The following is a 24,805-nucleotide window of genomic DNA, read 5'->3' on the forward strand; positions in this document are numbered from 1 at the left end:
GGCGGGATCCCCCGCGCGGTCGGCTCTTAGAACTTGTAGTAAGGAGCCAGCTGGTTGGCCCGCATCATGTTCTCGGCGGGGCAGTCGACGTCGGGATTCGAGTAGATCGGCGAGTAGAACAGCGACTGCTGGATCACGCCGTAGCTGGTCTTGAACGTCACCATGCAGGAGAACCACCAGCGGTTATTCCAGTCGGTCGGCTTCATCACCCAGAACCATGCGGCGCGGTGGCCGTTGACTGTGGTTTCGATGGAGTCGGGGGGAAGGCTTTGGTCGTAGGTGCGCCAGTAAATCGGCTCGATCGTCATCTGATAATTGGCCGAGTCGTAATGACAGCGCTGTCCTTCTTCGGCCTCGGGCGGCGTGAAGCCCAACCCGAGTTTCTGGATCACGTCGATTGGGATGTCGTCGCACGGAGCAAACTGCGCTTTAGCGTCGATGGTGTCGATCACCGGCCACTTGATGGTCGTACTCGGGCTATCCATCGGCAGGGCGGTGGACCGCAGCTGCACATCACGGTTTCTGGTGAGGCCCCCAGGAGACGTTTGCCACACCACCACCACGGCGGCCACCAGCACGCATAACACCGCAAACAGCCGCAACTTGGTCGCCATTCGCACCCCCTCCGATGGACGGCTGCCGTTTGCGCCCCTCGGGGGAGTGTAACGGCGCGGCCGACCAACAGGAACCTGTTCTAGTTCACTTACCCTGGACAGTTGTGGCGACCGCGAATCCGACGCTCTGGGCAGTGAGTGACCTGCATACGGGTCACACCGGCAACAAGCCGGTGACCGAGTCGCTGTATCCGTCATCTCCGGAGGACTGGCTGATTGTCGCCGGCGACGTCGCAGAACGCACCGACGACATCCGCTGGTCGCTGGATCTGCTGCGGCGCCGGTTCGCCAAGGTGATCTGGGTACCGGGCAATCACGAGCTGTGGACCACGGGTAAGGACCCGGCTCAGGTATTCGGCCGCGCCCGCTACGACTACCTGGTCAACATGTGCGATGAGATGGGGGTGCTGACCCCGGAGCATCCCTATCCGGTGTGGACCGACGCGGGCGGCCCGGCGACGATCGTGCCGATGTTCCTGCTGTACGACTACTCGTTCCTGCCCGAGGGTGCGACCACGAAAGCCGAGGGGCTCGCGATCGCGCGGGAGCGCAACGTCGTGGCCACTGACGAGTTTGTCCTGTCGTCAGAGCCGTATGCCACCCGCGACGCGTGGTGTCGCGACCGCGTGGCGTCCACACGCAAACGGCTCGAGCAGCTGGACTGGATGACGCCCACGGTGCTGGTGAACCACTTCCCGCTGGTGCGCGAGCCGTGCGAGGCGCTGTTCTATCCCGAGTTCTCCCTGTGGTGCGGCACCACCGCGACCGCTGACTGGCACACCCGCTACAACGCGGTGTGCTCGGTGTACGGGCATCTACACATCCCGCGTACGACCTGGTACGACGACGTCCGCTTCGAGGAGGTGTCAGTCGGCTATCCGCGAGAGTGGCGGCGCCGCAAGCCCTATCGGTGGCTGCGGCAGGTGCTTCCCGATCCCGAATACCCGCCGGGTTACCTCAACGAGTTCGGCGGCCATTTCGAGATCACCGCCGAGATGCGCGCCAATGCGGAGCGGATGCGGGCGCGGATCGCCCAGCGGTTCGATTCGCAATGACTGTGTCTTCACGGCTGATCACAGCCGTTGTGCCCGACTTCGTCGCCACGGCCGAGCTCTACTCGGATCCGCCGGGTCTGGTCCCCCTGCCCGATGAGGAGCCGCTGATCGCGCGCTCAGTTGTCAAGCGGCGCAACGAGTTTGTCACCGTGCGGCACTGCGCACGAATGGCGCTGAGCGACCTCGGCGTCGCACCTGCGCCGATTCTGAAGGGGGAGAAGGGCGAACCGTGCTGGCCCGACGGTGTCGTGGGCAGCCTCACGCACTGTGACGGCTATCGCGGCGCGGCGGTCGGCCGCGTCGATACGGTCCGCTCGGTGGGCATCGACGCGGAACCGCACGGGGTGCTGCCCGACGGCGTGCTCGACGCGGTGAGCCTGGGCGTCGAACGCACTGAACTGGCCGCCCTGCCCGCCGGGCTGCACTGGGACCGGATCCTGTTCTGCGCCAAAGAGGCGACGTACAAGGCGTGGTTCCCCCTGACGCGCCGCTGGCTGGGCTTCGAGGATGCCCACATCGCTTTCGGCATCGACTCCGACGGCGCCACAGGCGAATTCGTGTCCGAGATCCTGATCGACCCGTCGGCCCTGTCGGGTCCGCCGCTGACCACGATGCGCGGTCGCTGGACAGTTCGCGACGGGTTGGTGTTGACGGCGATCGTGCTGTGAGCCCACAACCGGGTTTGGTGATCGTCGATAAACCGTCGGGCATGACCAGCCACGATGTCGTGGGCCGCTGCCGGCGAATCTTCGCCACCCGCAAGGTCGGTCACGCAGGCACCCTCGACCCGATGGCCACCGGTGTGCTGGTGATCGGGATCGAGCGGGCCACCAAGATCCTCGGCCTGCTGATTACCTCGACAAAGTCCTATGCCGCCACCATGCGCCTTGGCGCGAGCACGACGACCGACGACGCCGACGGCGAGGTCCTAACGACTGCCCCGGCGGGAACGGTGAGCGATGGTCAGATCGCGGCCGCGATCGCGGGGCTACGCGGCGAGATCAGCCAGATCCCGTCGACCGTCAGCGCGGTCAAGGTCGCCGGCCAGCGCGCATATCGGCTGGCGCGCGAAGGCCAGGCCGTCGAACTCGCGCCCCGCAACGTGCGCGTCGACCGCTTCGACGTGGTGGCCATCCGTCGCGAAATCGATGTGGTCGATGTTGACGTCGAGGTCGACTGCTCGTCAGGAACATACGTGCGCGCGCTGGCCCGCGATGTCGGGGCGGCGGTGGGCGTCGGTGGGCACCTGACGGCACTGCGACGTACCCGGGTCGGACGTTTCGGCCTCGCCGAGGCGCACACGCTTGACGCGCTGACCGACGAGCCGCGCCTGAGCTATTCACTCGATGACGCGTGCCTGCTGACGTTTCCCCGCCGCGACCTCACGGCAGAGGAAGCGACCTCTGCCAGTCACGGCCGACCCCTACCGCCAGCGGGCATTGACGGCATCTACGCGGCCACCGCGACCGATGGCCGCGTGATCGCGCTGCTGCGCGATAAGGAGGATCGCACCGCGTCCGAGGTGGTGTTGCGGCCCGCGACGCTCGCGTAAACCTCGGGCCTAGCAGGGGACAACCCAAATCGATTCCGCCGCAGGGCTTCCCAACTCGACAGTGTGGTCCTCGGAGGCGGGGTCGTGGCCATCGCCGATGGCCACCGACACCGTGCCCGCGAAATCGCGGCGTGCCAGCACGGTCAAGTGCGAGTCCAGCGCAATGCCGACAGCGTCGAAGTAACGCAGCATCTCTGGATCCGCGTCCGAGATGCGCGCCACGGAGCCGTGCTCGCCGTCCCCGCACGTCGACAGCTGCCGAGCCGGTGGCGTCGGCACCTGCCCGTCCAGCGTGGGGATCGGATCGCCGTGCGGGTCACGTTTGGGATGGCCGAGCTTGGCATCGATGCGCGACAGCATCAGATCGCTTACGGCATGTTCGAGAACCTCGGCTTCGTCGTCGACCTCGTCCCAGCTGTAGCCGAGCATCTGCACCAGGAACGTCTCGAGCAGGCGGTGGCGGCGGACCACCGACACCGCGGCGCGGCGGCCTCGCTCGGTCAGCGTCACGGCGCCGTATTTCTCGTGTTCGACGAGGCCCTGGTCGGCCAGCTTGCGGATCGACTCCGACGCCGTGCTCGCCGAGACGCCAAGTCGCTCGGCGAGCATCTTGGTGCTGATTCTTTCGCCGGACCACTCCTGGACCTTCCAGATCACGCGGAGGTAGTCCTGCGCCACTGACGTCAGCCCACGGGCGTCGTCGGCTGCGGTCACACGTCAAAGTTTATGCACTTCGGATTCAGATCGGGGACCTCGCGGGGCGCGGTGTCGGGTGCGTAGGCTTGCCGCTGTGCAGCGCTGGCGTGGCCAGGACGAGATCCCAAGCGACTGGGGGCGGTGCGTCCTAACTATCGGGGTGTTCGACGGTGTGCACCGGGGTCACCAGGAGCTGATCGCGACGGCAGTCAAGTCCGGGCGAGAGCGCAACGTGCCGACCGTGTTGATGACCTTCGACCCGCACCCGATGGAAGTGGTGCACCCGGGCAGCCACCCGGCACAGCTGACCACGCTGACCCGTCGCGCCGAACTGGTCGAGGAGCTCGGTGTGGACGTGTTCCTCGTGGTGCCGTTCACGCCGGAGTTCATGAAGCTGACTCCGGACCGCTACATCCACGAGCTGCTGGTCGAGCGTCTGCACGTCGTCGAGGTGGTCGTCGGGGAGAACTTCACGTTCGGGAAGAAGGCCGCGGGCAACGTCGAGTTGCTGCGCCAGGGCGGTGAGCGGTTCGGATTCGCGGTGCAGGCGATGTCGCTGGTTGCCGAGCATCACGACAACGAGACGCTGACGTTCTCGTCCACCTACATCCGATCCTGTGTCGACGCCGGTGACGTGGTGGCCGCCGCCGAGGCGCTGGGCAGGCCGCACCGTGTGGAGGGCGTGGTGGTCCGCGGCGACGGGCGCGGGAAGGTTCTCGGCTTCCCCACCGCCAACGTTGCGCCGCCGATGTATTCGGCGATCCCGGCCGACGGCGTGTACGCGGCGTGGTTCACGGTGTTGGGGCATGGACCGATCGTCGGCACAGTCACGCCGGGCGAGCGCTACCAGGCCGCGGTTTCGGTCGGCACCAACCCCACGTTCTCAGGCCGCACGCGCACCGTCGAGGCGTATGTGCTCGACACCTCCGCCGATCTGTACGGCCAGCACGTCGCCGTCGACTTTGTCGCCCGAATTCGTGGTCAGCACAAGTTCGCCGAGGTCGCCGACCTGGTCGCCGAGATGGAAAACGACACCGGCCGGGCCCGCACGATTCTGCTTGCGCAGTGATGTCCTGTTACGCTGATCCGCGATAAGGCGGCGTGCTGCAGTCCGTGGCGGCCGCGCCGAAATCCCTGATCACGGACCGAAGCATGGAGTTATTTCGTGGCGCTCACTGCCGAACAGAAGAAAGAAATCCTCACTCAGTACGGCCTGCACGAGACCGATACCGGTTCGCCGGAGGCGCAGATCGCCCTGCTGACCAAGCGGATCAACGACCTGACTGAGCATCTCAAGGTGCACAAGCACGACCACCACTCGCGGCGTGGCCTACTGCTGCTGGTCGGCCGCCGGCGCCGGCTGGGCAAATACCTCTCCGAGGTCGACGTGGAGCGGTATCGCTCGCTGATCGACCGCCTCGGCATGCGCCGCTGAAATCTTGGCCTAACCCGGCGTCTGGCGCCGTACCGGGAAAACGGGTTGCGAGCAGCAGCGGTGTACAGTATTGGCGTTCCGAGCCAGCCGGCTCGGACTCGCGTGTCACGTCAGTGGTCATCCTGAGATCGGGCGGTCATCGGTAGTGGCGGCCGGACTTTAGCCGGCCGCTTCGATCGACGGCCGTAGCCATAATCAGGCCGATGCCGTTCAGGTTGCCCGCCACTGCAGGACAAGCGCGAAGACAACCGAACGAAGGAAAGGCATGCACTTTCATGTCTGTAGCTGAAATCGACGAGGGCGTGTTCGAATCGACCGCCACCATCGATAACGGGAGCTTCGGCACCCGGACCATCCGCTTTGAAACCGGCCGCCTTGCCCAGCAGGCCGCCGGCTCTGTGGTCGCCTATCTCGATGAGGAGACCATGCTGCTCTCGGCCACCACCGCGAGCAAGCAACCGAAGGAGCATTTCGACTTCTTCCCGTTGACCGTCGACGTCGAAGAACGCATGTATGCCGCGGGTCGGATCCCCGGCTCGTTCTTCCGTCGCGAGGGCAGGCCCTCCACCGACGCGATCCTGACCTGCCGCCTCATCGACCGCCCGCTGCGCCCGTCGTTCGTCGACGGCCTGCGCAACGAGATCCAGGTCGTCGTGACGATCCTGTCGCTCAACCCGGACGAGCTGTACGACGTGCTTGCCATCAACGCCGCGTCGGCGTCCACCCAGCTGGCCGGCCTGCCGTTCTCCGGCCCGGTCGGCGGTGCGCGGGTGGCGCTCATCGACGGAACCTGGGTGGGGTTCCCCACCGTGGCGCAGCTCGAGAACGCAGTGTTCGACATGGTCGTCGCCGGCCGCATCGTGGGTGACGATGTTGCCATCATGATGGTCGAGGCCGAGGCCACCTCGAATGTCATCGAGCTGATCGCCGGCGGTGCGCAAGCACCCACGGAATCGGTGGTGGCCGAAGGCCTCGAAGCCGCCAAACCGTTCATCAAGAGCCTGTGCGAGGCGCAGCGGGCACTGGCCGAGAAGGCCGCGAAGGAGACCGCCGAGTATCCGGTCTTCCCCGACTACGCCGACGACGTGTCCGACGCGGTGGAATCTGTGGCGGGCGATGAGCTGACCAAGGCGCTGACGATCGCGGGCAAGACCGAACGCAACGAGCGCATCGACGAGATCAAGGGCGAGGTGCTCGCGCGCCTGGCCGATTCGTTCGAGGGACGTGAGAAGGAGATCTCGGCCGCATACCGTTCGCTGCAGAAACGGCTTGTGCGGCAACGGATTCTGAGCGATCACTTTCGGATCGACGGCCGCGGCATCACCGACATCCGCGCGCTTTCTGCAGAGGTGTCCGTCGTCCCGCGCGCTCATGGCAGCGCACTGTTCGAGCGGGGCGAGACGCAGATCCTCGGCGTGACCACGCTGGATATGGTCAAGATGGCCCAGCAGATCGACTCGCTGGGCCCGGAGACCAGCAAGCGTTACATGCACCACTACAACTTCCCGCCGTTCTCCACCGGAGAGACGGGCCGCGTCGGCTCGCCGAAGCGGCGCGAGATCGGGCACGGCGCCCTCGCCGAGCGTGCGTTGGTTCCCGTGCTGCCCAGCGTCGAGGAATTTCCTTATGCGATCCGGCAGGTGTCGGAGGCGCTCAGCTCCAACGGCTCGACGTCGATGGGCTCGGTGTGCGCGTCGACGCTCGCGCTGCTGAACGCAGGGGTGCCGTTGAAGGCGCCGGTCGCGGGGATCGCGATGGGCCTGGTGTCCGACGACGTCGACACCGCGGACGGCGGAGCGGAGCGGCGCTTCGTCGCTCTGACCGACATCCTCGGCGCCGAGGACGCATTCGGCGACATGGACTTCAAGGTCGCAGGCACGAAGGATTTCGTCACCGCGCTGCAGCTCGACACCAAGCTCGACGGCATCCCGTCCCAGGTGCTGGCCAGTGCGCTGTCGCAGGCCAAGGACGCGAGACTGACCATCCTTGACGTGATGGCCGAGGCCATCGACGCGCCCGACGAGATGAGCCCGTACGCGCCTCGCGTCACCACCATCAAGGTGCCGGTGGACAAGATCGGCGAGGTGATCGGGCCGAAGGGCAAGATGATCAACTCGATCACCGAGGAGACCGGCGCGCAGATCTCCATCGAGGACGACGGCACGGTGTTCGTCGGTGCCACCGACGGTGCGTCGGCGCAAGCCGCGATCGACAAGATCAACGCGATCGCCAACCCGCAACTGCCCAAGCTCGGGGAGCGCTTCCTCGGCACGGTGGTCAAGACCACCGACTTCGGTGCGTTCGTCTCGCTGTTGCCGGGACGCGACGGCCTGGTGCATATCTCCAAGCTCGGCAAGGGGAAGCGCATCGCAAAGGTGGAAGACGTCGTCAATGTCGGCGACAAGCTTCGCGTGGAGATCGCCGATATCGACAACCGAGGCAAGATCTCGCTGATTCTTGTCGTCGATGAAGAAGTAGCGGCCCCTGAGTCAGCCGACGCTCCGGCACCGGCGGATGTCGCGCAGACCAGCAGCTGAGCTGCGGCGCGGGATGCGCGCCGGTGACGCGCCGTCGGCGCTGCGCCGCACGACGCTTCCCGGCGGTCTCCGCGTCGTCACAGAACAGGTCCCGTCGGTACATTCCGCATCGGTCGGCGTGTGGGTCGGTGTCGGGTCCCGAGACGAGGGACCCACGGTGGCCGGCGCCGCGCATTTCCTCGAGCACCTGCTGTTCAAGGCGACGCCGACGCGCACCGCGGTGCAGATCGCGCAGGCAGTCGACGCGGTCGGCGGTGAGCTGAACGCGTTCACGGCCAAGGAGCACACCTGCTACTACGCGCACGTGCTGGACGATGACCTCGAATTGGCCGTCGATCTCGTGGGTGACGTTGTACTCAACGGCATCTGCGCGCCTAACGACGTCGAGCTCGAACGCGACGTGGTGCTCGAGGAGATCGCGATGCGCGACGACGACCCTGAGGACGCGATCGGCGACGTGTTCCTCGGCGCGCTCTTTGGTCAGCATCCTGTCGGCCGGCCGGTGATCGGCACCGTGGATTCGGTGTCGTCGATGACGCGCGACCAGCTCCACTCGTTCCATGTCCGTCGCTACACGCCCGAGCGGATGGTCGTCGCTGTCGCGGGCAATGTCGAGCATGACGACGTCGTGTCGCTGGTGCGCCGCCATTTCGGAGCCAGATTGCAGCGCGGCCGCGACGCGGTTCGCCCGCGCAAAGGTGGCACGCGGGTGGCCGCCCACCCCAGGCTGTCGCTGGGCACCCGTGACGCGGAGCAGACGCACATGGCGCTGGGGGTCCGCGCGCCTGGCCGGCACTGGAAGCACCGCTGGGCGCTCGCCGTCCTGAACCAGGCGATCGGCGGTGGGCTCAGTTCCCGTCTGTTCCAACAGATCCGGGAAGAGCGAGGGTTGGCGTACTCGGTGTATTCGACGATCGACACGTTCGCAGACACGGGTGCGCTGTCGGTGTACACGGCGTGCCTGCCGGAGCGGTTTCGTGATGTCGCGACCGTCACCACCGATGTGCTCGAGGCGGTCGCCCGTGACGGCATCACCGACAACGAGTGCCGCATCGCCAAGGGTTCGCTGCGCGGGGGCTTGGTGCTCGGGCTGGAGGACTCTGCGTCCCGGATGAACCGGATCGGCCGAAGCGAACTCAACTATGGGGAGCACCGCAGCATCGACCACACGCTTGCAAAGATTGACAGCGTCACTCTCGGCGAGGTGAACATGGTTGCTCGCCGCGTGCTGGGCGGGCCGTACGGGGCGGCGGTGCTCGGGCCGTATCAATCGAAACGTCAGCTCCCGCAACGACTTCGCAGGCTGTAGCGCAAGACATGGACATTGAGGGCAAGGTCGCCGTTGTCACCGGTGCGGGATCCGGGATCGGGCGGGCACTGGGCATCGCGCTGGCTGCGGCCGGCGCCCGGGTGATCATCAGCGACATCGACGGCGACCGGGCGGAGCAGACGGCCGGGATCATCGCAGCGAACGGTCATGCGGCGCTGGCGCGTCAGGCTGACGCGAGCGCTGACGGGGACATCGCCGATTTGATCGCCTCGGCGGCTGCCGAATTCGGCCCGGTGGACATCTACGTCGCCAACGCGGGCGTCGGCGGGGCCCCGGGGCTCGTCATTCCCGAACGCGACTGGGACCTCGCATTCGACGTCAATGTGCGGGCGCACATCCGGGCCGCGACCCAGCTGGTGCCGCTGTGGGTCGACCGCGGCGGCGGCTACTTCGTGTCGGTGGCCTCAGCCGCTGGCTTGCTCACCCAGCTCGGCGCCGCCGCGTATGCGGTGACCAAGCACGCGGCACTTGGTTTCGCGGAATGGCTTTCAATCACCTACGGCAACGTAGGAATCGGGGTCAGCTGCCTGTGCCCGATGGGCGTGGATACCCCGCTCTTGACTGAGCTGCGTGAGTCACCCGAGCCCGACGCCCGACTGGCTGGGCTGGCCGTGACCGCCGCGGGTAACGTGCTCGACCCGGATCAGGTGGCGGCGTTGACATTGGATGCGGTGCGGGAGAACAAGTTTCTGGTCCTCCCGCATCCGGAGGTGCTCGACATGTACCGGATGAAGGGCGCGGATTACGACGGCTGGATTGCGGGAATGCGCCGCTATCGGGGGCGCCTGGTCGCCGATGGCTGAGCTGTCGCGACGGCGGGCGCTCGGCGGCTTGGCGTTCGTTGCGTTGACCGCGGCCTGCTCGTCGCGGTCGGTTGCCGACCCGGGGCCGCCGGTGAGTGAGCGCATCGCCGACCTCGAGCGTCGTCACACGGCGCGGGTGGGGGTGTTCGCCGCAGATTTGGCCTCGACACGCACAGTCGAATACCACGCCGACGACGTGTTTGCGATGTGCTCAACGTTCAAGGCCTACGCGGCATCAGCCGTGCTGCAGCGCTGTGACCGGGGCCAGCTTCGCCTGACCGACACGATGTCGGTTGATCCGGGTGTTTTGCAGCCGAATTCGCCGGTCACCGAACCACGGACCGGGCAGGCGATGCCGTTGGGCGAGCTGTGCGCGGCGGCGCTGCAACACAGCGACAACACCGCGGCCAACCTGCTGCTGACCACGCTCGGCGGCCCGCCTCAGATCACCGAGTTCGCACGCAGCATCGGGGACGAGAAGACCCGGCTGGATCGCTGGGAGATCGAGCTGAATACGGCGATCCCCGCCGATCCGCGAGACACCAGCACACCACGCGCGCTGGCGCGCGGGTACCAGTCGGTCTTGACGGGAACGGTACTGGCCCCGCCGAGTCGGCAGCAGCTCGAGGACTGGATGCGGGCCAACGTCACGTCGAGTATGCGCGCGGGGCTGAACCCGGGGTGGACGACCGCAGACAAGACCGGCTCCGGCGACTATGGCAGCAGCAACGACATCGGCATCGTCTACGGTCCGGACGGCCGGAATCTGTTGTTGGCGATGATGACTCGATCAGCCACTGATGACCCAAAGGCCGACGCGCTGCGGCCGCTGATCGGCGAGCTGACCACACTGCTGGTGTCGACGCTGACAGCGTGAGGCCCGGCAGCTTCGAGAAAAGTGACACTGGGCAGCTCCTCAACTGTCAGACTTAGCCATTCGCTGAGGTCGGCGGGAGGTCCCATGTCCAAGGGGGCAGTCAATGTCGGGGGCCCCGACGGGGACCGGCGACCAATTTACGATGCGTTTCTCTCCTACGCGCATACGGATCGGGCGGTCGCGTCGGCGATCCAGGCGGGTCTACACCGAATTGCGCGGCGGCTAGGGCAGTTGCGCGCTGTGCGAGTGTTTCGCGACGACACAAGCTTGGAGGCAACCCCCGACCTATGGGGGAAGATCGTCCACGCGTTGGACGGGGCCGACTTCCTTGTCGTCGTGCTATCTCCGAACGCGGCTGCCTCTCATTGGGTGAACGAAGAGATCGGTTACTGGCTGCAGAACTGGGGCCCCGATCAACTTCTATTCGTTGTTGCGGGCGGTGTCGTGCAATGGGATGCCACCGGGAAGCGATTCGATCCGGATCTCTCCACTGCGGCGCCGCCGGTACTCAAAGAAGCGGGGGCATTACCGACGGAGCCGTTCTACATCGATGTCAGCGGTGAGGCTTCGCTAGATCTACGAAGCCCGACGTTCCGCGACAAGGTCACCACGTTGGCAGCGACGATCCATCGCAAGCCCAAGGACGAAATAGCAAGTGACGATCTACGTGAACAGCGCCGGTTCCGGCGGCTGCGCGCTGCGGCGGTCGCCGGGCTCGCGTTACTGACGGCGCTCGCGGTCGGGGCAAGTGTGTTCGCCTTCAACAAACAACACCAAGCGCTGCAGCAACGAAACGCCGCCATCGCGCTGAGGCTCAATACCGAAGCGCAGTCGATTTTGGCGGCCAGCCGAGCGGGTGGTGATGTGCGCGCGTTTCAGGAATTGCTTGCCGCGCGCACTTTGGCGCCGCCCGATGACGGCATGCTGTTGTCCGCAGCGGCAGAGCGAGCGACGACATTGACGATCGGTGACGCAGGCGATGAATTGTATGGCGTGGCGTTCAGCCCGGACGGGCGCCGCTTCGCTACCGCTGGCGCGGACAAGACGGTGCGGTTGTGGGATGCCGACAGCGGTCGGCCGGTCGGCGAACCGTTGAAGGGCCACACCGGCGCGGTGTCGAGTGTGGAATTCAGCCCCGACGGACATCACCTCGCCAGTGCAGGTATCGATCACGAGGTTCGGTTGTGGGATACCGAAACCCACCAATCTCCGATTGTCATCTCGGGCCACACGGAGTCGGTGAACGGGGTGGCGTTCAGCCCTGATGGGCACCGACTAGCGACCGCCAGCAACGACAGAACTGTCCGCTTGTGGGACGTCGACAGTGGCGTCGCTATCGGCGAACCGATGAACGGCCATACAGCCTCCGTGACGAGCGTGACATTCAGCCCGGACGGGCACCGGCTTGCCACCGGCAGCGAGGATGCGACGGTGCGATTGTGGGATGCCGAGACCGGCAAACCCCTCATGACGCTCGGCCACCCAGACTGGGTGTTCAGTGTCGCGTTCAGTCCCGACGGGCATCGCGTCGCGTCCGCTGGTCGCGGGATCAGCGAGACTGTGCGTCTGTGGGACGCCGACACCGGTCGACAACTCGCCACCCTGAGCGGCCACAGGAACACGGTCTTTGGAGTGGCGTTCACCCGCGACGGCCGCCGTCTCGCCACTGCCGGCGCCGATGACACCGTCCGATTATGGGACGCCGATACCGGCCAACCAGTCACCACTTTGCTCGGCCACGCCGGCCCGGTGCGAGGCGTGGCGTTCAGTCCCGACGGACATCGCCTCGCGTCCGCCGGGACCGACCACACGGTCCGCGTGTGGGACGTGGACAACCCTTTGTGGGGCCACACCGGCGCAGTGTTTAGTGTGGCGTTCAGTCCCGACGGACATCGCCTCGCCAGTGCAGGCGAGGATCACGAGATTCGATTATGGAATGCCTCCAGCGGAAAGCTTCTCACCAGTCTTAAGGGACACAGCGACGGTATTAACGATGTGGCGTTCAGTTCAGATGGGCACCGCATCGCATCCGGGGGAAACGATGGGACGGTGCAGTTGTGGGATGCAGATCGCTGGCAGCCGTTGGGAAGACCGCTGAAGGGCCACACCGGCCCCGTGGTTAGTGTCGCGTTCAGTCCCGATGGGCACCGGTTGGCATCTTCGGGCGTCGACGGGACCGTGCGGTTGTGGGACGTCGACAGCGCCCGGCTCCTTCGAACAATCGCGAGCCACGGGTTGGCGGTGTTCGATGTGGCCTTTAGCCCCGACGGCCACCGGTTGGCCGTCGCCGGTATAGACGATGCCGACGTCGTGCACTCCGTGCAGTTGTGGGATGCCGGTACCGGTACACCTCTGAAGATTTTCACAGGGCATGCCGACGCTGTGACCGCACTGGCCTTCAGTCCCGACGGGCGCAGTCTCGTCACAGCCAGCAACGATCAAACGGTCCGAACCTGGGACGTCGAGACCGGCCAACCGTTGAATACCTTCGAAGGGCACACCGACTCGGTGACGAGTGTGGCCTTCAGCCCCGACGGCCGCCGCCTCGCGTCCGCCAGCGCCGACGCCACGGTGCGGTTGTGGGATATCGACAGCGGCCAACCGGTCACCGAGCCCTTCGCGGGACACACCGACGCGGTGCACAGCGTAGCGTTCAGCCCCGACGGGCGTAGCCTCGCCACCGCCAGCGCCGATAAGACCGTGCGGTTGTGGCCCGCGGTCGCCACACCAGAAATGTTGTGCGACAAGCTGACTACGAATATGAGCCGAAAGCAGTGGCGTGACTGGGTATCGCCCGACATCTCATATCAACCGTTGTGCCCCCAACTGCCCATCGCCGACGACTGATCGGGGCCGCTATTGTCGAATCCATGACGCGCGATTGGGCTCCCGACGCGTGCACGCTGCCGACCGCCGAGCGTCCGCTGCGGCTGTCGGAGTTCGACGACCTCTTCGCTGACGTGCGATCACTGCAACGGCCCTCGTCGACGCAGTTAGTGCTCGTCCTTCCGCCCGAGAGCGAAAATGCAGCACGCGACCTCGCTGGACGGGAGACCGCGTGCTGTTCGTTCTTCAGCTTCGAGTTCGCTTCGGGCGACGGCGATCTCGTCATGCGAGTCCGCGTACCGCCGAACTACGTCGACGTGCTCGACGCCCTCGAGGTGCGAATCAGGCCAGCGCCGTCGCCGGATCGGTGAACGGCAACGCGAGGTCGTGCGCGACGTGTTCGTTGAGCAGCGCACCCTCGTGCGTCGAAAGACCCTTGGCCAGAGCGGCGTCCGCTTGGCACGCGGCACGCCACCCCTCGTCGGCCAGCTTGATCACGTAGGGCATGGTCGCGTTGGTCAGCGCGTACGTCGACGTCCTCGGCACGGCGCCGGGCATGTTGGCCACGCAGTAGAACACGGTGTCATGCACCTTGAACGTCGGATCGTCATGGGTGGTCGGATGTGAATCCTCGAAGCAACCGCCTTGGTCGATCGCGATGTCGACGAGAACAGCACCCGACTTCATCTGTGCGACAGTCGAATTCATGACGAGCTTGGGGGCCTTCGCACCAGGGACCAGTACCGCGCCGATCACCAGGTCGGCCTGCTCGACGGCCTGCTCGAGATCGAGCATCGACGAGTAGCGGGTTTCGATGCCGCCGTCGAACTCGGCGTCGACCTTGCGCAGGGTGTTGATGTTGACGTCGAACACGGTCACCCGCGCGCCCATGCCTTTGGCGATTCGGGCCGAGTTGAGACCGGCCATGCCGCCCCCGATCACGACGACGTTGGCAGGTGCCACGCCGGGAACACCGCCCATCAGCACGCCGCGTCCGCCGTGGCTGCGCATCAGGTGGTACGAACCGACCTGTGCCGCAAGGCGTCCCGCGACTTCACTCATCGGCGCGAGCAGCGGTAGCGCGCCATCGGCGGTTTGCACGGTTTCGTAGGCGATCGACGTCGTGCCCGAACGCATCAGCGCTTCGGTGCACGGAAGCGAGGCGGCAAGGTGCAGGTACGTGAAGAGGGTCTGGCTCTCACGCATCAGCTCATACTCGGGCTCGATCGGCTCCTTCACCTTCAAGAGCAGATCGGTGGTCTCCCAAACTTCTTCGGCGCCAGGAACGATCTCAGCGCCTGCAGCTTTGAAATCTCCATCCGAGATCGACGACCCATCGCCGGCTCCGGCCTGGATGACGACATCGTGTCCGCGCCGCGCCAGCTCTGCGACGCCGGCCGGGGTGATGGCCACGCGGTATTCGTTGTTCTTGATCTCGGTCGGGACGCCTACGCGCATGACCGCACTCCTTCGTCTTATTGGTGACTTCAGTGTGAAGAACATTCGACCGATTGGCAATTAGCCAGAATATAATTCGGTAGTATGCGTGTATGCCAGAACAAGTACCGAAACCAGGGGCAGACTCGCGGGGTGATTCGAAGAATGTTCAGGACGTCGCGATCGACGATGTCGACCGGCGCATTCTCAGCGCGTTGCATGATGATGCGCGCATTCCGAACAGTGTGCTGGCGGACATGGTCGGTATCGCGGCGTCGACCTGCCACGGCCGGCTACGTCGGCTGCAGGATGCGGGCGTGATCCGCGGCTTCTACACCGACGTCGACCCGGCGGCAATTGGGCGTCCGCTGCAGGCGATGATCTCGGTTAGCCTGCAGTCCAAGGCGCGAGGCCGGATCCGGCACTTCATCCACGAGATCCGCAAAGTGCCGCAGGTGATCGACGTCTACTTTCTCGCCGGGGCCGACGACTTCATCCTGCACGTCGCCGCCCGCGATACCGACGACCTGCGGTCATTCGTGGTGGAGAATCTCAACGCCGACCCTGACGTCGCGGGAACGCAGACGTCGCTGATCTTCGAGCATCTGCGCGGCGGCGCCCCGCTGTGATCACCATTTTCCGCGAGCGTGCGTGTCTGCGGCCGACACGCCGTAATGAGTCACAAGTTTGCGCACGTTCGCGGCCTCGTTGAGCGTGCGCGAAGTTGGCCCACGATCGGCGTGTCGCGCAGCAGACACGCACGCTCGCGGCAAGGCGGGGCGGCAGTAGGCTGCCAGCCATGCGAGTCGGAGTGCTTGGGGCCAAAGGCAAAGTCGGCGCGACCATGGCCGCGGCCGTCGAGAACGCGGAGGACCTGACGCTGTCCGCCGAGGTCGACGAGGACGACCCGATCAGCCTCTTCGTCGACAGCGCCACCGAGGTCGTCATCGACTTCACCCACCCTGACGTTGTCATGAACAATCTGAAGTTCCTCATAGACAACGGAATTCACGCTGTCGTCGGGACCACAGGGTTCACCGACGAACGGCTGGGGCAAGTCGAGGCATGGCTGGCCGCAAGCTCGGAAACGGCGGTCTTGATCGCACCGAATTTCGCCATCGGCGCCGTGCTGTCGATGCGCTTCGCGCAGGAGGCGGCGCGGTTCTTCGAGTCCGTCGAGGTCATCGAGTTGCATCACCCCAATAAGGCCGACGCACCGTCGGGGACGGCCACGCGCACCGCCAGACTGATCGCCGAGGCGCGAAAAGATCTGCCGCCCAATCCCGATGCCACATCAACGGCGCTTCCGGGCGCGCGCGGCGCCGACGTCGACGGCATTCCTGTGCACTCGGTGCGGCTCGCCGGGCTCGTCGCGCACCAGGAGGTGCTGTTCGGCACGCGGGGCGAGACGCTGACCATCCGCCACGACAGCATCGACCGCACGTCCTTCGTGCCCGGTGTTCTGCTCGCCGTGCGGCGAATTCGCGAAAGGCCGGGCCTGACCGTAGGCATCGAGCCTCTGCTGGAAATGTGAACCAGGTACGGCGCACTCAGCTCCTGATCGCGTTCCTGTGCATCGCGCTGGCCGTCTACTTCTACCTGTTGTGGAGAATCGCGGCGGCACTCGTGTTGTCCGGGCGGCCGGCTGCCGTGGGATTCGGCCTGGCGCTGATGATCCTGCCGCTGATCGGCCTCTGGGCGATGGTCAGCACGCTGCGGGCCGGCCTCGCGCACCAGCGCCTTGCCCGGATCGTCCACGACGACGGCATGGAACTCGACGTCAGCGAATTACCGCGCATGCCGTCGGGGCGCATTCGCCGCGACGCCGCCGACGAGCTGTTTCAATCGGTACGCCAAGAGGTCGAACGCGATCCCGACGACTGGCGCCGCTGGTACCGGCTCGCCCGCGCCTACGATTACGCGGGCGACCGCGCGCGAGCCCGCGAGACGATGCGCAAGGCGGTCGAGATGCAGGCCCAGGAAAAGCCATGACTCGCCGGCTCGTTCTCGCTGTCGGCGTCGTTCTGCTCAGCGGCGGACTAATAGCGCTGTCCTTACCGGTTTTCCTGAACGCTTACGACCGCTGGGGCATTCAGATCACATGTGGAACCGGGTACAAGAGTGACCTTTTCCAGGCCCAAGTCGCCGACAACGGTTACAGCGCCCAATGCATTAGCGCTCTCGCCGCTCGTCGGGCGTGGTCTGTACCGGCAGCCGGTGTCGGGACGGTCATTATTGCGGCCGAGCTGGCGTTGATCGCGCTCACCGGACTCACCCGCGTCAACCACCGATCCCGGTTGCACGGCGCGACTAAAGCCAGTCTGCGCAGCGAACTCGTCGCCGCCGTGGCCTACCTGGCGTGCCGGCCGTGGGCAGGGTTCATCCCGGCCAATCGATTCGGGGTCGCCCTCACACGTTTCAACCTGCGGGTGATCTGTTCGCTTAGCCGTCCGGTGCGCGGCTGCCGCGTCGAAGCGGTGTGCGAACCGATACGAGGTGAATGGGTGCGTGCCCCGGATACGGACGATGGTGCAGGCGTCGTGTTGCTCCTTCATGGAAGCGGATACATCGGCTGCTCGCCGAAGACGCATCGCGGCTTCGCCTCATATATCTCGCGGTATTCCAGGTTGCCGGTGTTTGCACCGCGTTACCGCCTTGCGCCAGAACACCCCTTTCCCGCCGCCGACGACGACGCTTTCGCCGCCTACCGGTGGCTGCTCGATCAAGGGTATGACGCCGCCGAGATCGCGTTGGTGGGCGATTCGGCAGGTGGTCATCTCGCCATCGCCCTGACCGTCCGAGCACACGCCGAGAATCTTCCCGCGCCGGCGGCACTCGCCCTGTTTGGCCCGCTCATCGACCCGTCGTTCAAGACCGCGATGGCTGATGCGCGGACCCAGTACAGTCCGATCGACCCGGACGTCGGACGGCGGTTCCTCGCCCTCTATGTCGGAAGTCACGACATCGACGATCCCCGGCTATCCCTGCTTCACGGACCGGTGACCGAGCTGCCGCCGATCCAACTGCACTACGGGACCCTTGAAGTCATGCGGGCCGAGGCAGAATTATTCGCAGCCCGCGTCAACCGGGCGGGCGGATCGTGCCAACAATTCGTCTGGCCGAATCTGGTGCACGGTTACTGGCTATTGCCGCGCCTGGTTCCTGAGTCGATGGAGAGCCTTCGCATTGCGGGCCAATTCGTACACGACGCAGTTCGCTCGTCAAAGAATTCCGCTACTGATCGATCCCCGGACCCGGTGGAACCTGTTGAGCCGGGCCTACTTTGAGTCGGCGGTTTCCTGCGGCGGGGCAAGCAGCGCCACCGCGATGTTCAGCGGACCGAGCATGAGCAATGCCAAGACGAAGAACACCGCGCGGTTGTACTTCTTCTGTGCAGCGATAGACGACGCCACGCCGGCGCAAATCAGCTGATAGATCGTGGTCACCAGCACGCCGAGGATGATGAGCATCGTGACGAGATTCATCAGCCATGATGACATCCGGGCATGGACGTCGGGCGGTGTATGCCGAAAGTCGGGACCCGAGATGCCTGGACGCGCTTCGAGTGAATCGCGCGAACGAGAAGATGCCCGTGGCGCAGCACGACCTAAGGAGGCTCACCTGTCGGCCACACTGTTGATCGTTCACCACACGCCGTCGCCGCACACGCACGAGATGTTCGAGGCGGTCATCGCCGGTGCCACCGACCCCGAAATTGAAGGCGTGGAGGTCGTTTGGCAACCCGCGCTCACGGTCTCGCCGGTCGAGATGCTGGACGCCGACGGCTACCTGTTGGGCACCCCGGCCAACCTCGGCTACATGAGCGGCGCACTCAAGCAATATTTAGCCGGTTACCCCGCTAAAAGTGATGAGGCCAGCGAGTGCCGCGACTGCTGATCATCCACCACACCCCCTCGCCGCACTGCCAGGAGATGTTCGAGGCGGTGTTGGCCGGGGCGACCAACCCAGAAATAGAGGGCGTAGAGGTCGTCCGTCGACCGGCGCTTACCGTCTCACCGGTCGAGATGCTGGACGCCGACGGCTACCTGCTGGGCACCCCGGCGAACCTCGGTTATGTCTCGGGCGCTATCAAGCACGCGTTCGACCAGTCGTATTACCAATTGCTCGATGCCACCCGTGGGCGTCCGTTCGGCGTTTACCTACACGGCAACGAGGGCACCGAGGGAGCCGAGCGGGGTCTCGCTGCCATCACGACTGGGCTGGGTTGGGTGAAAGCCGCTGAGACCGTGGTGGTTTCGGGGAAGCCGAGCAAGGCCGACTTGGGATCGTGCTGGGAACTCGGCGCGACGGTCGCGGCTCAGTTGATGGCTTAGTCGCCCCACATAGCCCTAACGCGAGGGGTCCGTCTGGATTGCCGAGCCTTTGCCGTGGCCCATGACCGTGCGTAGAAACCGCCGGTCCGGGTGAACGGCCTCAGCAGCTGGTTCAGAGGTATACCCGAAGGCTCAACCGGATCGGGATGCCTCGTCCCCTTGGGGGTGGCATCATCTGGCGAGGCGGCTCGGCCTGCGTACTGTCTGCATGATTTCGCCTCCCGCGATCTTGCGGCGATGTCAGCTTGCAGGCCGCTCACCGGCTGCGACTTCGTCGGGAAAGCCGTCGTAATACGGGACGTAGCCCTCCTCGCGACCGTTGAGCACGTAGACCGGATCGTCGACGTCGGGTCCGTATCCTTGCTCGCGCAGATCGACCTTCTTGGTCTTGACCGTCGCAGTGTGCTCCAGCGAATCGACGACCCTTATGAACAGCGGCACCGCGTAGCCGGGCAGGCGGTCGTACACGGTATGGGCCAGCGACGCGCCGTCGAACTCTGTGCCGTCTTTCAACACCGCGGCCGCCATCCCGACACGCCCGTCCGCGCCGGGCACCTTCACCCCGAAGACCGTCACCGCCTCGACCCCCGGGTCGGCCGCCACGGCGGCCTCGACGTCCGTCGTCGCCACGTTCTCGCCCTTCCATCGGAAGGTGTCACCGAGCCGGTCAACGAACACAGCGTGGCGCCAACCCTGTGGGCGCAGTAGGTCACCGCTGTTGAGCCACACGTCACCGTCGCGAAAAGCGTTGTGAATCAACTTCTTCTCGCTGGCTTCTGGGTCGGTGTAGCCGTCGAACGGCTGCGCCTTGGTGATTTTGCTCAACAGCAGACCGGGATGGCCGCGACGCACTTTGCGGACCCGGCCGTTCTCATCGCGAACCGGCTCGCCGGTCTCCGGGTCGTACTCGACGAACGCGACCGCGGTAGGACAGAGGCCAGCGGTCTTGGGAATGTGAAAGATGTTGACGAATCCCGTGTTTCCCTCACTGGCCCCGTATAACTCGAACACCTGCGGGATATTGAAGCGAGCAGTGAACTCGTCCCAGATATCCGGGCGCAGTCCGTTGCCGCCGATCACGCGCACCTTATTGGTTCGGTCCGTGTCCCTCTCCGGCTGGTTGAGCAGATAGCGGCAAACCTCGCCGATGTAGACGAAGGCGGTGGCGTCGTGCCGAGTCACGTCGTCCCAGAACCTCGAGGCCGAAAACGACCGGCCCAAAGCAAGAGTGGCCCCTGCGCTGATCACTCCCGACACCGCGACGGTGAGCGCGGTGTTGTGGTACAGCGGCAGGCAGCAGTACACGGTGTCGCTGCTCTTCAACCGCATGCCCAGGGCGCCGGACCCACCCATCGCGCGCAGCCACCGGTAGTGGGTCATGACACTGGCCTTCGGGGCGCCGGTGGTGCCGGAGGTGAAGATGTAGAACGCGGGATCCTTGGCCAGCACCGACGACGTCACCGCCGGGTTGTCGTTGGGCGCGTCGGCAGACAGGCGATCCAACTCGTCGATGGTCACGGTCTCGGCGACTTCCGCCGCTGATTCGTCGACCGCAGAAAGCAGGTCCTCCTCGCCGACGATCGTCTTGGCATGCAACAGCCCGACGCTGTGTGCCAGCACGTTGCCGCGCTGCTTGTGGTTCAGCATGCCGGCGATCGCGCCGAGTTTGACCGCCGCGAGCATCACGAGCAGCGTTCGCGCCGAATTGCGCATGATGATGCCCACGACGTCACCGCGACCGACGCCGCGTTCGCCCAGCGTGGCCGCGTAGCGGTTGACGGTCTCATTGGCCTCGCGGTAGGTCAGCGCTTCGTCGTCGAAACGGATGAAAACGTGGGCGGGGTAGCGCGCCGCACGGTCTTGGAAGACCCGGCCGATCGACTTCTTCGTTGACCCGCGGACGAGAAAAGCTGTGAGCGTGCCCCGCGCAACGACGGGCGCGTCCAGAACCAAGGCAGGCAGCCGCGCGGCGATGTCGGTCAGCCCGACGGTGTCACCGGCCATTGGCGCCAACTATCACCGATTCCCCCCGGCTCAGTCCGAGTGCTTGGCGCGTCGCCGCCACCACACCTGCGTCGCCCGCTCCACCGGCGCACGCAGCACCACGGTGGCGACTTCGGCCGGCCACAGCCACCACGGGGCGATCGTGCGGGGTCTATCGGTGATTGCCTTCGCAACGATGTCCGCGGCCTGCTCGGCAGATAGGCCGGGCGCGTTGCGCAGGCTCTTGGTCGGTTCCATCATCCGGGTGTTGATGAGTCCGAAGTAGATGGATGTGACGTCCACTCCGTCGGCGTGCAGCTCGGGTGCAACGCTGCGCAGCCACATGTCGAATGCCCCCTTCGAGGCCTGGTAGGCGCCCCACCGGGGGCCCGGCGGGGTGCGGACACCGACGCTCGAAACGTTTACGATGTGCCCGCTGCCGCGCCGCCGCATCTCCGGAACCAGTTCCAGCAGCAGCCGAATGGGGCCAAGGTAGTTGACGCCGATCGTGCGGTCGAAGTCGTGCGGTCGCTCGTACTGTTCGTGCAGCGACCGGCGGATCGACTTGCCCGCGTTGTTTACAACGATGTCCGGCGCGCCATGCTCGGCGCGGATGCGTTTCGCCAATTCGGCGACGGCGGCCTCGTCGCTGACGTCGGCCGGGTAGCTCACCGCATTCCCGCCGTCGGCGGCGATCGTCGCCTTGAGTTCGTCGAGTTTGTCCGCCGATCGGGCCGCGAGCAGCACGGTCGCTCCCGCCGAGGCGAGTTTGCGTGCGGTGGCCTCGCCTATGCCGAACGAGGCGCCAGTGACCAGCACGATCGCGCCCGACACCGCGTCATGCAATCGGTCGGGGTCGGATGCTCGCGGATGGTTCACGAGCATCCCGAGCACTATTCCGGCTGAGCTCACGAAGTGGGACTTCCCACGATGCCGCCTGATCAATCCTGGGCGTCACCGTGACGGTCAGCGGCGGGATGTCGTCACCGGTGTCGACGAGTAGCCCATGCCGCCGTACAGCTCGCCGCCGCAAAGACGGCCTCCAATCCTGTGGGGAACTCGGCGCAACCGTCGCCGCGAGGTTGATGGACTGACTGGGCACAAACCGGGCCGTGGCCGACGAAAAGCAGATAGCTTGCGGCCATGAAGGTCGCACGAGCAGTCGCCCCGGTCGCGGTGCTGGCCGCGGTCTTGGCCGGTTGCACGAAGCAACAGCCTCCCGCCCCGACGCCGACACCGACGCCGCCTCCCAAAGTGGCAAGCCAGATCGACCCACGATGGATGGGTTTCGACAAGATCCAGCCGTGGAACTGGGAGGACAGCGATCGCAAGATCACGAAGGATTTCCAGCAGTTCGGCTTCCGCCCGGCCGGTGAAACCGAGCTTCCCCGCGGCTGCAACGGCTGCGGTGAGCAGCCCGCGACCGCACGAGTGAGCATCTATGTGCCGGGCAAGGTCGATCCGGCTGATCCGCGGACGGGCCAGCCGGTCGGGGTGAGTGGCCGAGACGGTTTCTTCCGCCCCTCCGATGGATCGCAGGACGCGATCCTCACGTGGCAGTACGCGGACAACGCATGGGCGACAGTGCGCGGCACGACCACCGCCACAAGCAATGTCGACCGCCTGATGGAGCTGGCCCGCGCCTTGAGGCCCGACGATCGGACGCCCGTGCGGGTCCCGCTGAGCCTGGCGAATCTGCCCGCCACCATGCCGCTGGCGGAGGTGGGCACCGAACCCGCGCCGTATGGCACCACCCTGCTGTTCGGAGCGTGCGAACCGACCGGCATCCCGCCCGAGTGCACCGACAAGTCGGACCATTTGCGGGTGCAGATCTGGCAGGCGGACGGCTACAGCGGGCATATCAACGAGCAAAACGCGGTCGCCGTGAAGATCGGCGGAAAGGACGGCAAGTACGACAAACGATCGAGCGAGGCCGCCGTGCAGGTTCAGGCCGGCATGCTCGTCGTCTTCTCCCTCAGCGACTCAGAGGGATTCCCCAATGCGGCCGCCCAGCTCGAGGACATTCTCGCCAACGTCGCGTGGGCGCCGGATCCGGGCAACAAGGCGACCTGGCAAGCTGTCACCGACTGGACGAAATAGCCAAACAGCGCGATAGGTAGCGATCTATGCCTGGTATTTCCCAAATCGCATTAGGCGCTGCCCCGGTATTCGGTGGCGCGCTTCTCGGCGTCGCGGCCGGACAGATCAGAGGACCGGACTTCCGCGGCCAGATCAAGTCCGATCTCGAGCTGCTCGCACAACTTCCGCCTGAGGAAACAGAGCGCCGAGCCGCACTTCGGGCCACGATCGACCAACGCATCGACGATCTCGTCGCGGCGAACAACCGAAGCCGCGCGCTGCGGGCAGCCGCGGCAAGCTACGAGGGCAACTGGCGAGACATCGTGTTGTTCCTGTGCGCGTTGTTGTTCACCTACATCTGGTCCCAGAAACAACCTCACGGATCCAACTGGCTGCCCTTGCTGATCGCGCTCATCCTCGCGTGCGTGGTGACAGCGTTCTACGCATTCCGCGGCCTAAGCAGAGCTCTAGTCCAAGTGCTCCGCAGGCGATCGAACTAGTCCGGCAAGGCCGCCGCGAACAGCTGCTGCAGCGCCAGCCAATGGCGCTCCGCGGCTCTCGCGTCGTACGGCGCATTATCGGGTACCGCGAAACCGTGTCCAGCGGAATAGGTTTCGATCGTGTGCGCAACGCCGGCGGTTTCCAGGGCCTTCTCGAGGGTCTCCGCGTTATCGAGGGTGAAGCTGCCGTCGTTCTCCGCGGCAGCGACGTAGACGGTCGCTGTCATCTGGTCGGCGAGCAGGTGTGGGCTCTCGGGGCTGTCGGCCACCAGGCCGCCACCATGGATCGAACCAGCGGCGGCCACCCGCTCGGGAACCCGCCCCGCGACAACCAGAGACATCCGGCCGCCCATGCAGTATCCGCACACACCGAAGCGATCGCCTTTGACCTCGGGACGGCCCGCGAGGAAGTCGAAGAAGGCGACAGCATCGGCGGTCACCTTGTCGTTGGTCAGGCTGCCGATCATGCCGAACAGCCGCGCACGCTCGTCGGCGTCGCCGAACACCGTCACCATGTCGAACGGCTGCCAGTCGCCGTCGCGGTAGTACACGTCGGGCAGCAGCACCGCGAACCCGAAGCCGGCCAGGGTGTCGGCCATTTCCTGGAACGTCGGTCGCACCCCGCCGGCGTCGGGGAACATGACGACGCCATGCCACGGGCCGGTCCCGTTGGGTGTGTGAAGGGTGACTGGGCAGGAACCGTCAGGTGTCGTGACGGTCGCGGAGACGCTCGGCATGCTTCCGTTC

At 65.6% G+C, this 24,805-nt stretch carries 25 protein-coding genes and 1 pseudogene; 19 read left to right on the forward strand and 7 right to left on the reverse strand.

Annotated features, from left to right (window positions below; genetic code table 11):
* Nucleotides 1-26 precede the first annotated feature (26 nt).
* Nucleotides 27-614: a DUF3558 domain-containing protein gene (locus QOH60_RS06355; protein ID WP_526418270.1), complete on the reverse strand. Its 588-nt coding sequence runs from the start codon at nucleotides 612-614 to the stop codon at nucleotides 27-29.
* Nucleotides 615-718: 104 nt separating this feature from the next.
* Here QOH60_RS06355 and pptH point away from each other — a divergent pair, with 104 nt between their 5' ends.
* The 3 genes from pptH to truB are packed head-to-tail and all read left to right on the forward strand — an operon-like array spanning nucleotide 719 to nucleotide 3,221.
* Entirely contained in the window at nucleotides 719-1,669 is a 951-nt protein-coding gene (gene pptH / locus QOH60_RS06360; protein ID WP_526418272.1) for an ACP phosphodiesterase PptH, read from the forward strand.
* On the forward strand, nucleotides 1,666-2,337 hold the full coding sequence (gene pptT / locus QOH60_RS06365) for a 4'-phosphopantetheinyl transferase PptT (RefSeq protein ID WP_526418275.1): 672 nt from the start codon (nucleotides 1,666-1,668) through the stop codon (nucleotides 2,335-2,337). The genes pptH and pptT overlap by 4 nt, the downstream gene beginning before the upstream one ends.
* The gene (gene truB, locus QOH60_RS06370; protein WP_526418277.1) at nucleotides 2,334-3,221 is read left to right on the forward strand and encodes a tRNA pseudouridine(55) synthase TruB; all 888 of its coding nucleotides are present in this window, start codon (nucleotides 2,334-2,336) and stop codon (nucleotides 3,219-3,221) included. Before pptT ends, truB begins: the two co-directional genes overlap by 4 nt.
* Nucleotides 3,222-3,230: 9 nt before the next feature.
* On the opposite strand, the gene QOH60_RS06375 is transcribed toward truB, so the two are convergent.
* Complete coding sequence (locus tag QOH60_RS06375) at nucleotides 3,231-3,935, reverse strand: metal-dependent transcriptional regulator (RefSeq protein WP_526418279.1); 705 nt, start codon at nucleotides 3,933-3,935, stop codon at nucleotides 3,231-3,233.
* A gap of 76 nt (nucleotides 3,936-4,011) precedes the next feature.
* On the opposite strand from QOH60_RS06375, the gene QOH60_RS06380 reads away from it, so the two are divergent.
* The 8 genes from QOH60_RS06380 (at nucleotide 4,012) to QOH60_RS06415 (ending at nucleotide 14,096) form a co-directional block, all read left to right on the forward strand.
* A complete protein-coding gene (locus QOH60_RS06380) occupies nucleotides 4,012-4,986 on the forward strand; it encodes a bifunctional riboflavin kinase/FAD synthetase (protein ID WP_526418281.1) in 975 nt (324 codons plus the stop codon).
* A gap of 96 nt (nucleotides 4,987-5,082) precedes the next feature.
* Nucleotides 5,083-5,352 carry a 30S ribosomal protein S15 gene (gene rpsO, locus QOH60_RS06385; protein ID WP_526418283.1) on the forward strand — a complete coding sequence of 90 codons (270 nt, stop codon included), beginning with the start codon at nucleotides 5,083-5,085 and terminating at the stop codon, nucleotides 5,350-5,352.
* A gap of 275 nt (nucleotides 5,353-5,627) precedes the next feature.
* Nucleotides 5,628-7,889 (forward strand): polyribonucleotide nucleotidyltransferase, encoded by a 2,262-nt coding sequence (locus QOH60_RS06390; protein WP_526418285.1) that lies wholly within the window; start codon nucleotides 5,628-5,630, stop codon nucleotides 7,887-7,889.
* A 13-nt stretch (nucleotides 7,890-7,902) separates the two neighbouring features.
* Nucleotides 7,903-9,198 (forward strand): M16 family metallopeptidase, encoded by a 1,296-nt coding sequence (locus QOH60_RS06395; protein WP_526418579.1) that lies wholly within the window; start codon nucleotides 7,903-7,905, stop codon nucleotides 9,196-9,198.
* 8 nt (nucleotides 9,199-9,206) lie between these two features.
* Nucleotides 9,207-10,022: an SDR family NAD(P)-dependent oxidoreductase gene (locus QOH60_RS06400; RefSeq protein WP_526418287.1), complete on the forward strand. Its 816-nt coding sequence runs from the start codon at nucleotides 9,207-9,209 to the stop codon at nucleotides 10,020-10,022.
* The gene (gene bla, locus QOH60_RS06405) at nucleotides 10,015-10,899 is read left to right on the forward strand and encodes a class A beta-lactamase (protein ID WP_526418289.1); all 885 of its coding nucleotides are present in this window, start codon (nucleotides 10,015-10,017) and stop codon (nucleotides 10,897-10,899) included. The genes QOH60_RS06400 and bla overlap by 8 nt, the downstream gene beginning before the upstream one ends.
* Nucleotides 10,900-10,983: 84 nt before the next feature.
* On the forward strand, nucleotides 10,984-13,746 hold the full coding sequence (locus tag QOH60_RS06410) for a WD40 domain-containing protein (protein ID WP_526418291.1): 2,763 nt from the start codon (nucleotides 10,984-10,986) through the stop codon (nucleotides 13,744-13,746).
* Between the two features lie 23 nt (nucleotides 13,747-13,769).
* Nucleotides 13,770-14,096, forward strand: coding sequence for a hypothetical protein (locus QOH60_RS06415; protein ID WP_526418293.1), 327 nt, complete (start codon nucleotides 13,770-13,772; stop codon nucleotides 14,094-14,096).
* Here QOH60_RS06415 and ald read toward each other — a convergent pair.
* Nucleotides 14,068-15,183: an alanine dehydrogenase gene (gene ald, locus QOH60_RS06420; protein WP_526418295.1), complete on the reverse strand. Its 1,116-nt coding sequence runs from the start codon at nucleotides 15,181-15,183 to the stop codon at nucleotides 14,068-14,070. The genes QOH60_RS06415 and ald overlap by 29 nt on opposite strands.
* 92 nt (nucleotides 15,184-15,275) lie before the next feature.
* On the opposite strand from ald, the gene aldR reads away from it, so the two are divergent.
* The 4 genes from aldR (at nucleotide 15,276) to QOH60_RS06440 (ending at nucleotide 18,449) form a co-directional block, all read left to right on the forward strand.
* Complete coding sequence (aldR, locus tag QOH60_RS06425; RefSeq protein ID WP_526418297.1) at nucleotides 15,276-15,791, forward strand: HTH-type transcriptional regulator AldR; 516 nt, start codon at nucleotides 15,276-15,278, stop codon at nucleotides 15,789-15,791.
* 170 nt (nucleotides 15,792-15,961) lie between these two features.
* Nucleotides 15,962-16,696 carry a 4-hydroxy-tetrahydrodipicolinate reductase gene (gene dapB, locus QOH60_RS06430; RefSeq protein ID WP_526418299.1) on the forward strand — a complete coding sequence of 245 codons (735 nt, stop codon included), beginning with the start codon at nucleotides 15,962-15,964 and terminating at the stop codon, nucleotides 16,694-16,696.
* Entirely contained in the window at nucleotides 16,693-17,154 is a 462-nt protein-coding gene (locus QOH60_RS06435) for a hypothetical protein (RefSeq protein WP_526418301.1), read from the forward strand. Before dapB ends, QOH60_RS06435 begins: the two co-directional genes overlap by 4 nt.
* Entirely contained in the window at nucleotides 17,151-18,449 is a 1,299-nt protein-coding gene (locus tag QOH60_RS06440; protein ID WP_526418303.1) for an alpha/beta hydrolase, read from the forward strand. The genes QOH60_RS06435 and QOH60_RS06440 overlap by 4 nt, the downstream gene beginning before the upstream one ends.
* On the opposite strand, the gene QOH60_RS06445 is transcribed toward QOH60_RS06440, so the two are convergent.
* On the reverse strand, nucleotides 18,441-18,662 hold the full coding sequence (locus QOH60_RS06445) for a hypothetical protein (RefSeq protein ID WP_526418305.1): 222 nt from the start codon (nucleotides 18,660-18,662) through the stop codon (nucleotides 18,441-18,443). The two genes, QOH60_RS06440 and QOH60_RS06445, sit on opposite strands and share 9 nt — an antisense overlap.
* A gap of 175 nt (nucleotides 18,663-18,837) precedes the next feature.
* Between QOH60_RS06445 and QOH60_RS06450 the strand changes: the two are divergent.
* Both QOH60_RS06450 and QOH60_RS06455 read left to right on the forward strand, forming a co-directional pair.
* Nucleotides 18,838-18,999: pseudogene (locus QOH60_RS06450) on the forward strand (flavodoxin family protein); the annotation flags it as partial.
* A gap of 44 nt (nucleotides 19,000-19,043) precedes the next feature.
* A complete protein-coding gene (locus tag QOH60_RS06455; RefSeq protein ID WP_526418307.1) occupies nucleotides 19,044-19,496 on the forward strand; it encodes a flavodoxin family protein in 453 nt (150 codons plus the stop codon).
* A gap of 240 nt (nucleotides 19,497-19,736) precedes the next feature.
* Here QOH60_RS06455 and fadD6 read toward each other — a convergent pair whose 3' ends face one another.
* Complete coding sequence (gene fadD6 / locus QOH60_RS06460; protein ID WP_526418309.1) at nucleotides 19,737-21,500, reverse strand: long-chain-acyl-CoA synthetase FadD6; 1,764 nt, start codon at nucleotides 21,498-21,500, stop codon at nucleotides 19,737-19,739.
* Nucleotides 21,501-21,530: 30 nt separating this feature from the next.
* The gene (locus tag QOH60_RS06465; protein ID WP_526418311.1) at nucleotides 21,531-22,364 is read right to left on the reverse strand and encodes an SDR family NAD(P)-dependent oxidoreductase; all 834 of its coding nucleotides are present in this window, start codon (nucleotides 22,362-22,364) and stop codon (nucleotides 21,531-21,533) included.
* A 258-nt stretch (nucleotides 22,365-22,622) separates the two neighbouring features.
* Here QOH60_RS06465 and QOH60_RS06470 point away from each other — a divergent pair, with 258 nt between their 5' ends.
* Together QOH60_RS06470 and QOH60_RS06475 are read left to right on the forward strand one after the other, a co-directional pair.
* Nucleotides 22,623-23,579: a hypothetical protein gene (locus QOH60_RS06470; protein WP_526418314.1), complete on the forward strand. Its 957-nt coding sequence runs from the start codon at nucleotides 22,623-22,625 to the stop codon at nucleotides 23,577-23,579.
* 26 nt (nucleotides 23,580-23,605) lie between these two features.
* Nucleotides 23,606-24,058: a hypothetical protein gene (locus tag QOH60_RS06475; RefSeq protein WP_526418316.1), complete on the forward strand. Its 453-nt coding sequence runs from the start codon at nucleotides 23,606-23,608 to the stop codon at nucleotides 24,056-24,058.
* Here QOH60_RS06475 and QOH60_RS06480 read toward each other — a convergent pair.
* Nucleotides 24,055-24,795 (reverse strand): dienelactone hydrolase family protein, encoded by a 741-nt coding sequence (locus tag QOH60_RS06480; protein ID WP_526418318.1) that lies wholly within the window; start codon nucleotides 24,793-24,795, stop codon nucleotides 24,055-24,057. The genes QOH60_RS06475 and QOH60_RS06480 overlap by 4 nt on opposite strands.
* Between the last annotated feature and the right edge of the window lie 10 nt (nucleotides 24,796-24,805).

Source organism: Mycobacterium sp. (assembly GCF_032159765.1).
Classification (GTDB): Bacteria; Actinomycetota; Actinomycetes; order Mycobacteriales; family Mycobacteriaceae; genus Mycobacterium.

Excerpts from the sequence above, each read along its gene's own strand:
- QOH60_RS06355 (WP_526418270.1), bottom strand. The coding sequence starts at position 614 with ATGGCGACCAAGTTGCGGCTGTTTGCGGTGTTATGCGTGCTGGTGGCC.
- pptT (WP_526418275.1), top strand. The coding sequence starts at position 1,666 with ATGACTGTGTCTTCACGGCTGATCACAGCCGTTGTGCCCGACTTCGTC.
- QOH60_RS06390 (WP_526418285.1), top strand. The coding sequence starts at position 5,628 with ATGTCTGTAGCTGAAATCGACGAGGGCGTGTTCGAATCGACCGCCACC.
- QOH60_RS06395 (WP_526418579.1), top strand. The coding sequence starts at position 7,903 with ATGCGCGCCGGTGACGCGCCGTCGGCGCTGCGCCGCACGACGCTTCCC.
- QOH60_RS06400 (WP_526418287.1), top strand. The coding sequence starts at position 9,207 with ATGGACATTGAGGGCAAGGTCGCCGTTGTCACCGGTGCGGGATCCGGG.
- bla (WP_526418289.1), top strand. The coding sequence starts at position 10,015 with ATGGCTGAGCTGTCGCGACGGCGGGCGCTCGGCGGCTTGGCGTTCGTT.
- QOH60_RS06410 (WP_526418291.1), top strand. The coding sequence starts at position 10,984 with ATGTCCAAGGGGGCAGTCAATGTCGGGGGCCCCGACGGGGACCGGCGA.
- QOH60_RS06415 (WP_526418293.1), top strand. The coding sequence starts at position 13,770 with ATGACGCGCGATTGGGCTCCCGACGCGTGCACGCTGCCGACCGCCGAG.
- ald (WP_526418295.1), bottom strand. The coding sequence starts at position 15,183 with ATGCGCGTAGGCGTCCCGACCGAGATCAAGAACAACGAATACCGCGTG.
- aldR (WP_526418297.1), top strand. The coding sequence starts at position 15,276 with ATGCCAGAACAAGTACCGAAACCAGGGGCAGACTCGCGGGGTGATTCG.
- dapB (WP_526418299.1), top strand. The coding sequence starts at position 15,962 with ATGCGAGTCGGAGTGCTTGGGGCCAAAGGCAAAGTCGGCGCGACCATG.
- QOH60_RS06440 (WP_526418303.1), top strand. The coding sequence starts at position 17,151 with ATGACTCGCCGGCTCGTTCTCGCTGTCGGCGTCGTTCTGCTCAGCGGC.
- QOH60_RS06445 (WP_526418305.1), bottom strand. The coding sequence starts at position 18,662 with ATGTCATCATGGCTGATGAATCTCGTCACGATGCTCATCATCCTCGGC.
- fadD6 (WP_526418309.1), bottom strand. The coding sequence starts at position 21,500 with ATGGCCGGTGACACCGTCGGGCTGACCGACATCGCCGCGCGGCTGCCT.
- QOH60_RS06465 (WP_526418311.1), bottom strand. The coding sequence starts at position 22,364 with ATGCTCGTGAACCATCCGCGAGCATCCGACCCCGACCGATTGCATGAC.
- QOH60_RS06470 (WP_526418314.1), top strand. The coding sequence starts at position 22,623 with ATGAAGGTCGCACGAGCAGTCGCCCCGGTCGCGGTGCTGGCCGCGGTC.
- QOH60_RS06475 (WP_526418316.1), top strand. The coding sequence starts at position 23,606 with ATGCCTGGTATTTCCCAAATCGCATTAGGCGCTGCCCCGGTATTCGGT.
- QOH60_RS06480 (WP_526418318.1), bottom strand. The coding sequence starts at position 24,795 with ATGCCGAGCGTCTCCGCGACCGTCACGACACCTGACGGTTCCTGCCCA.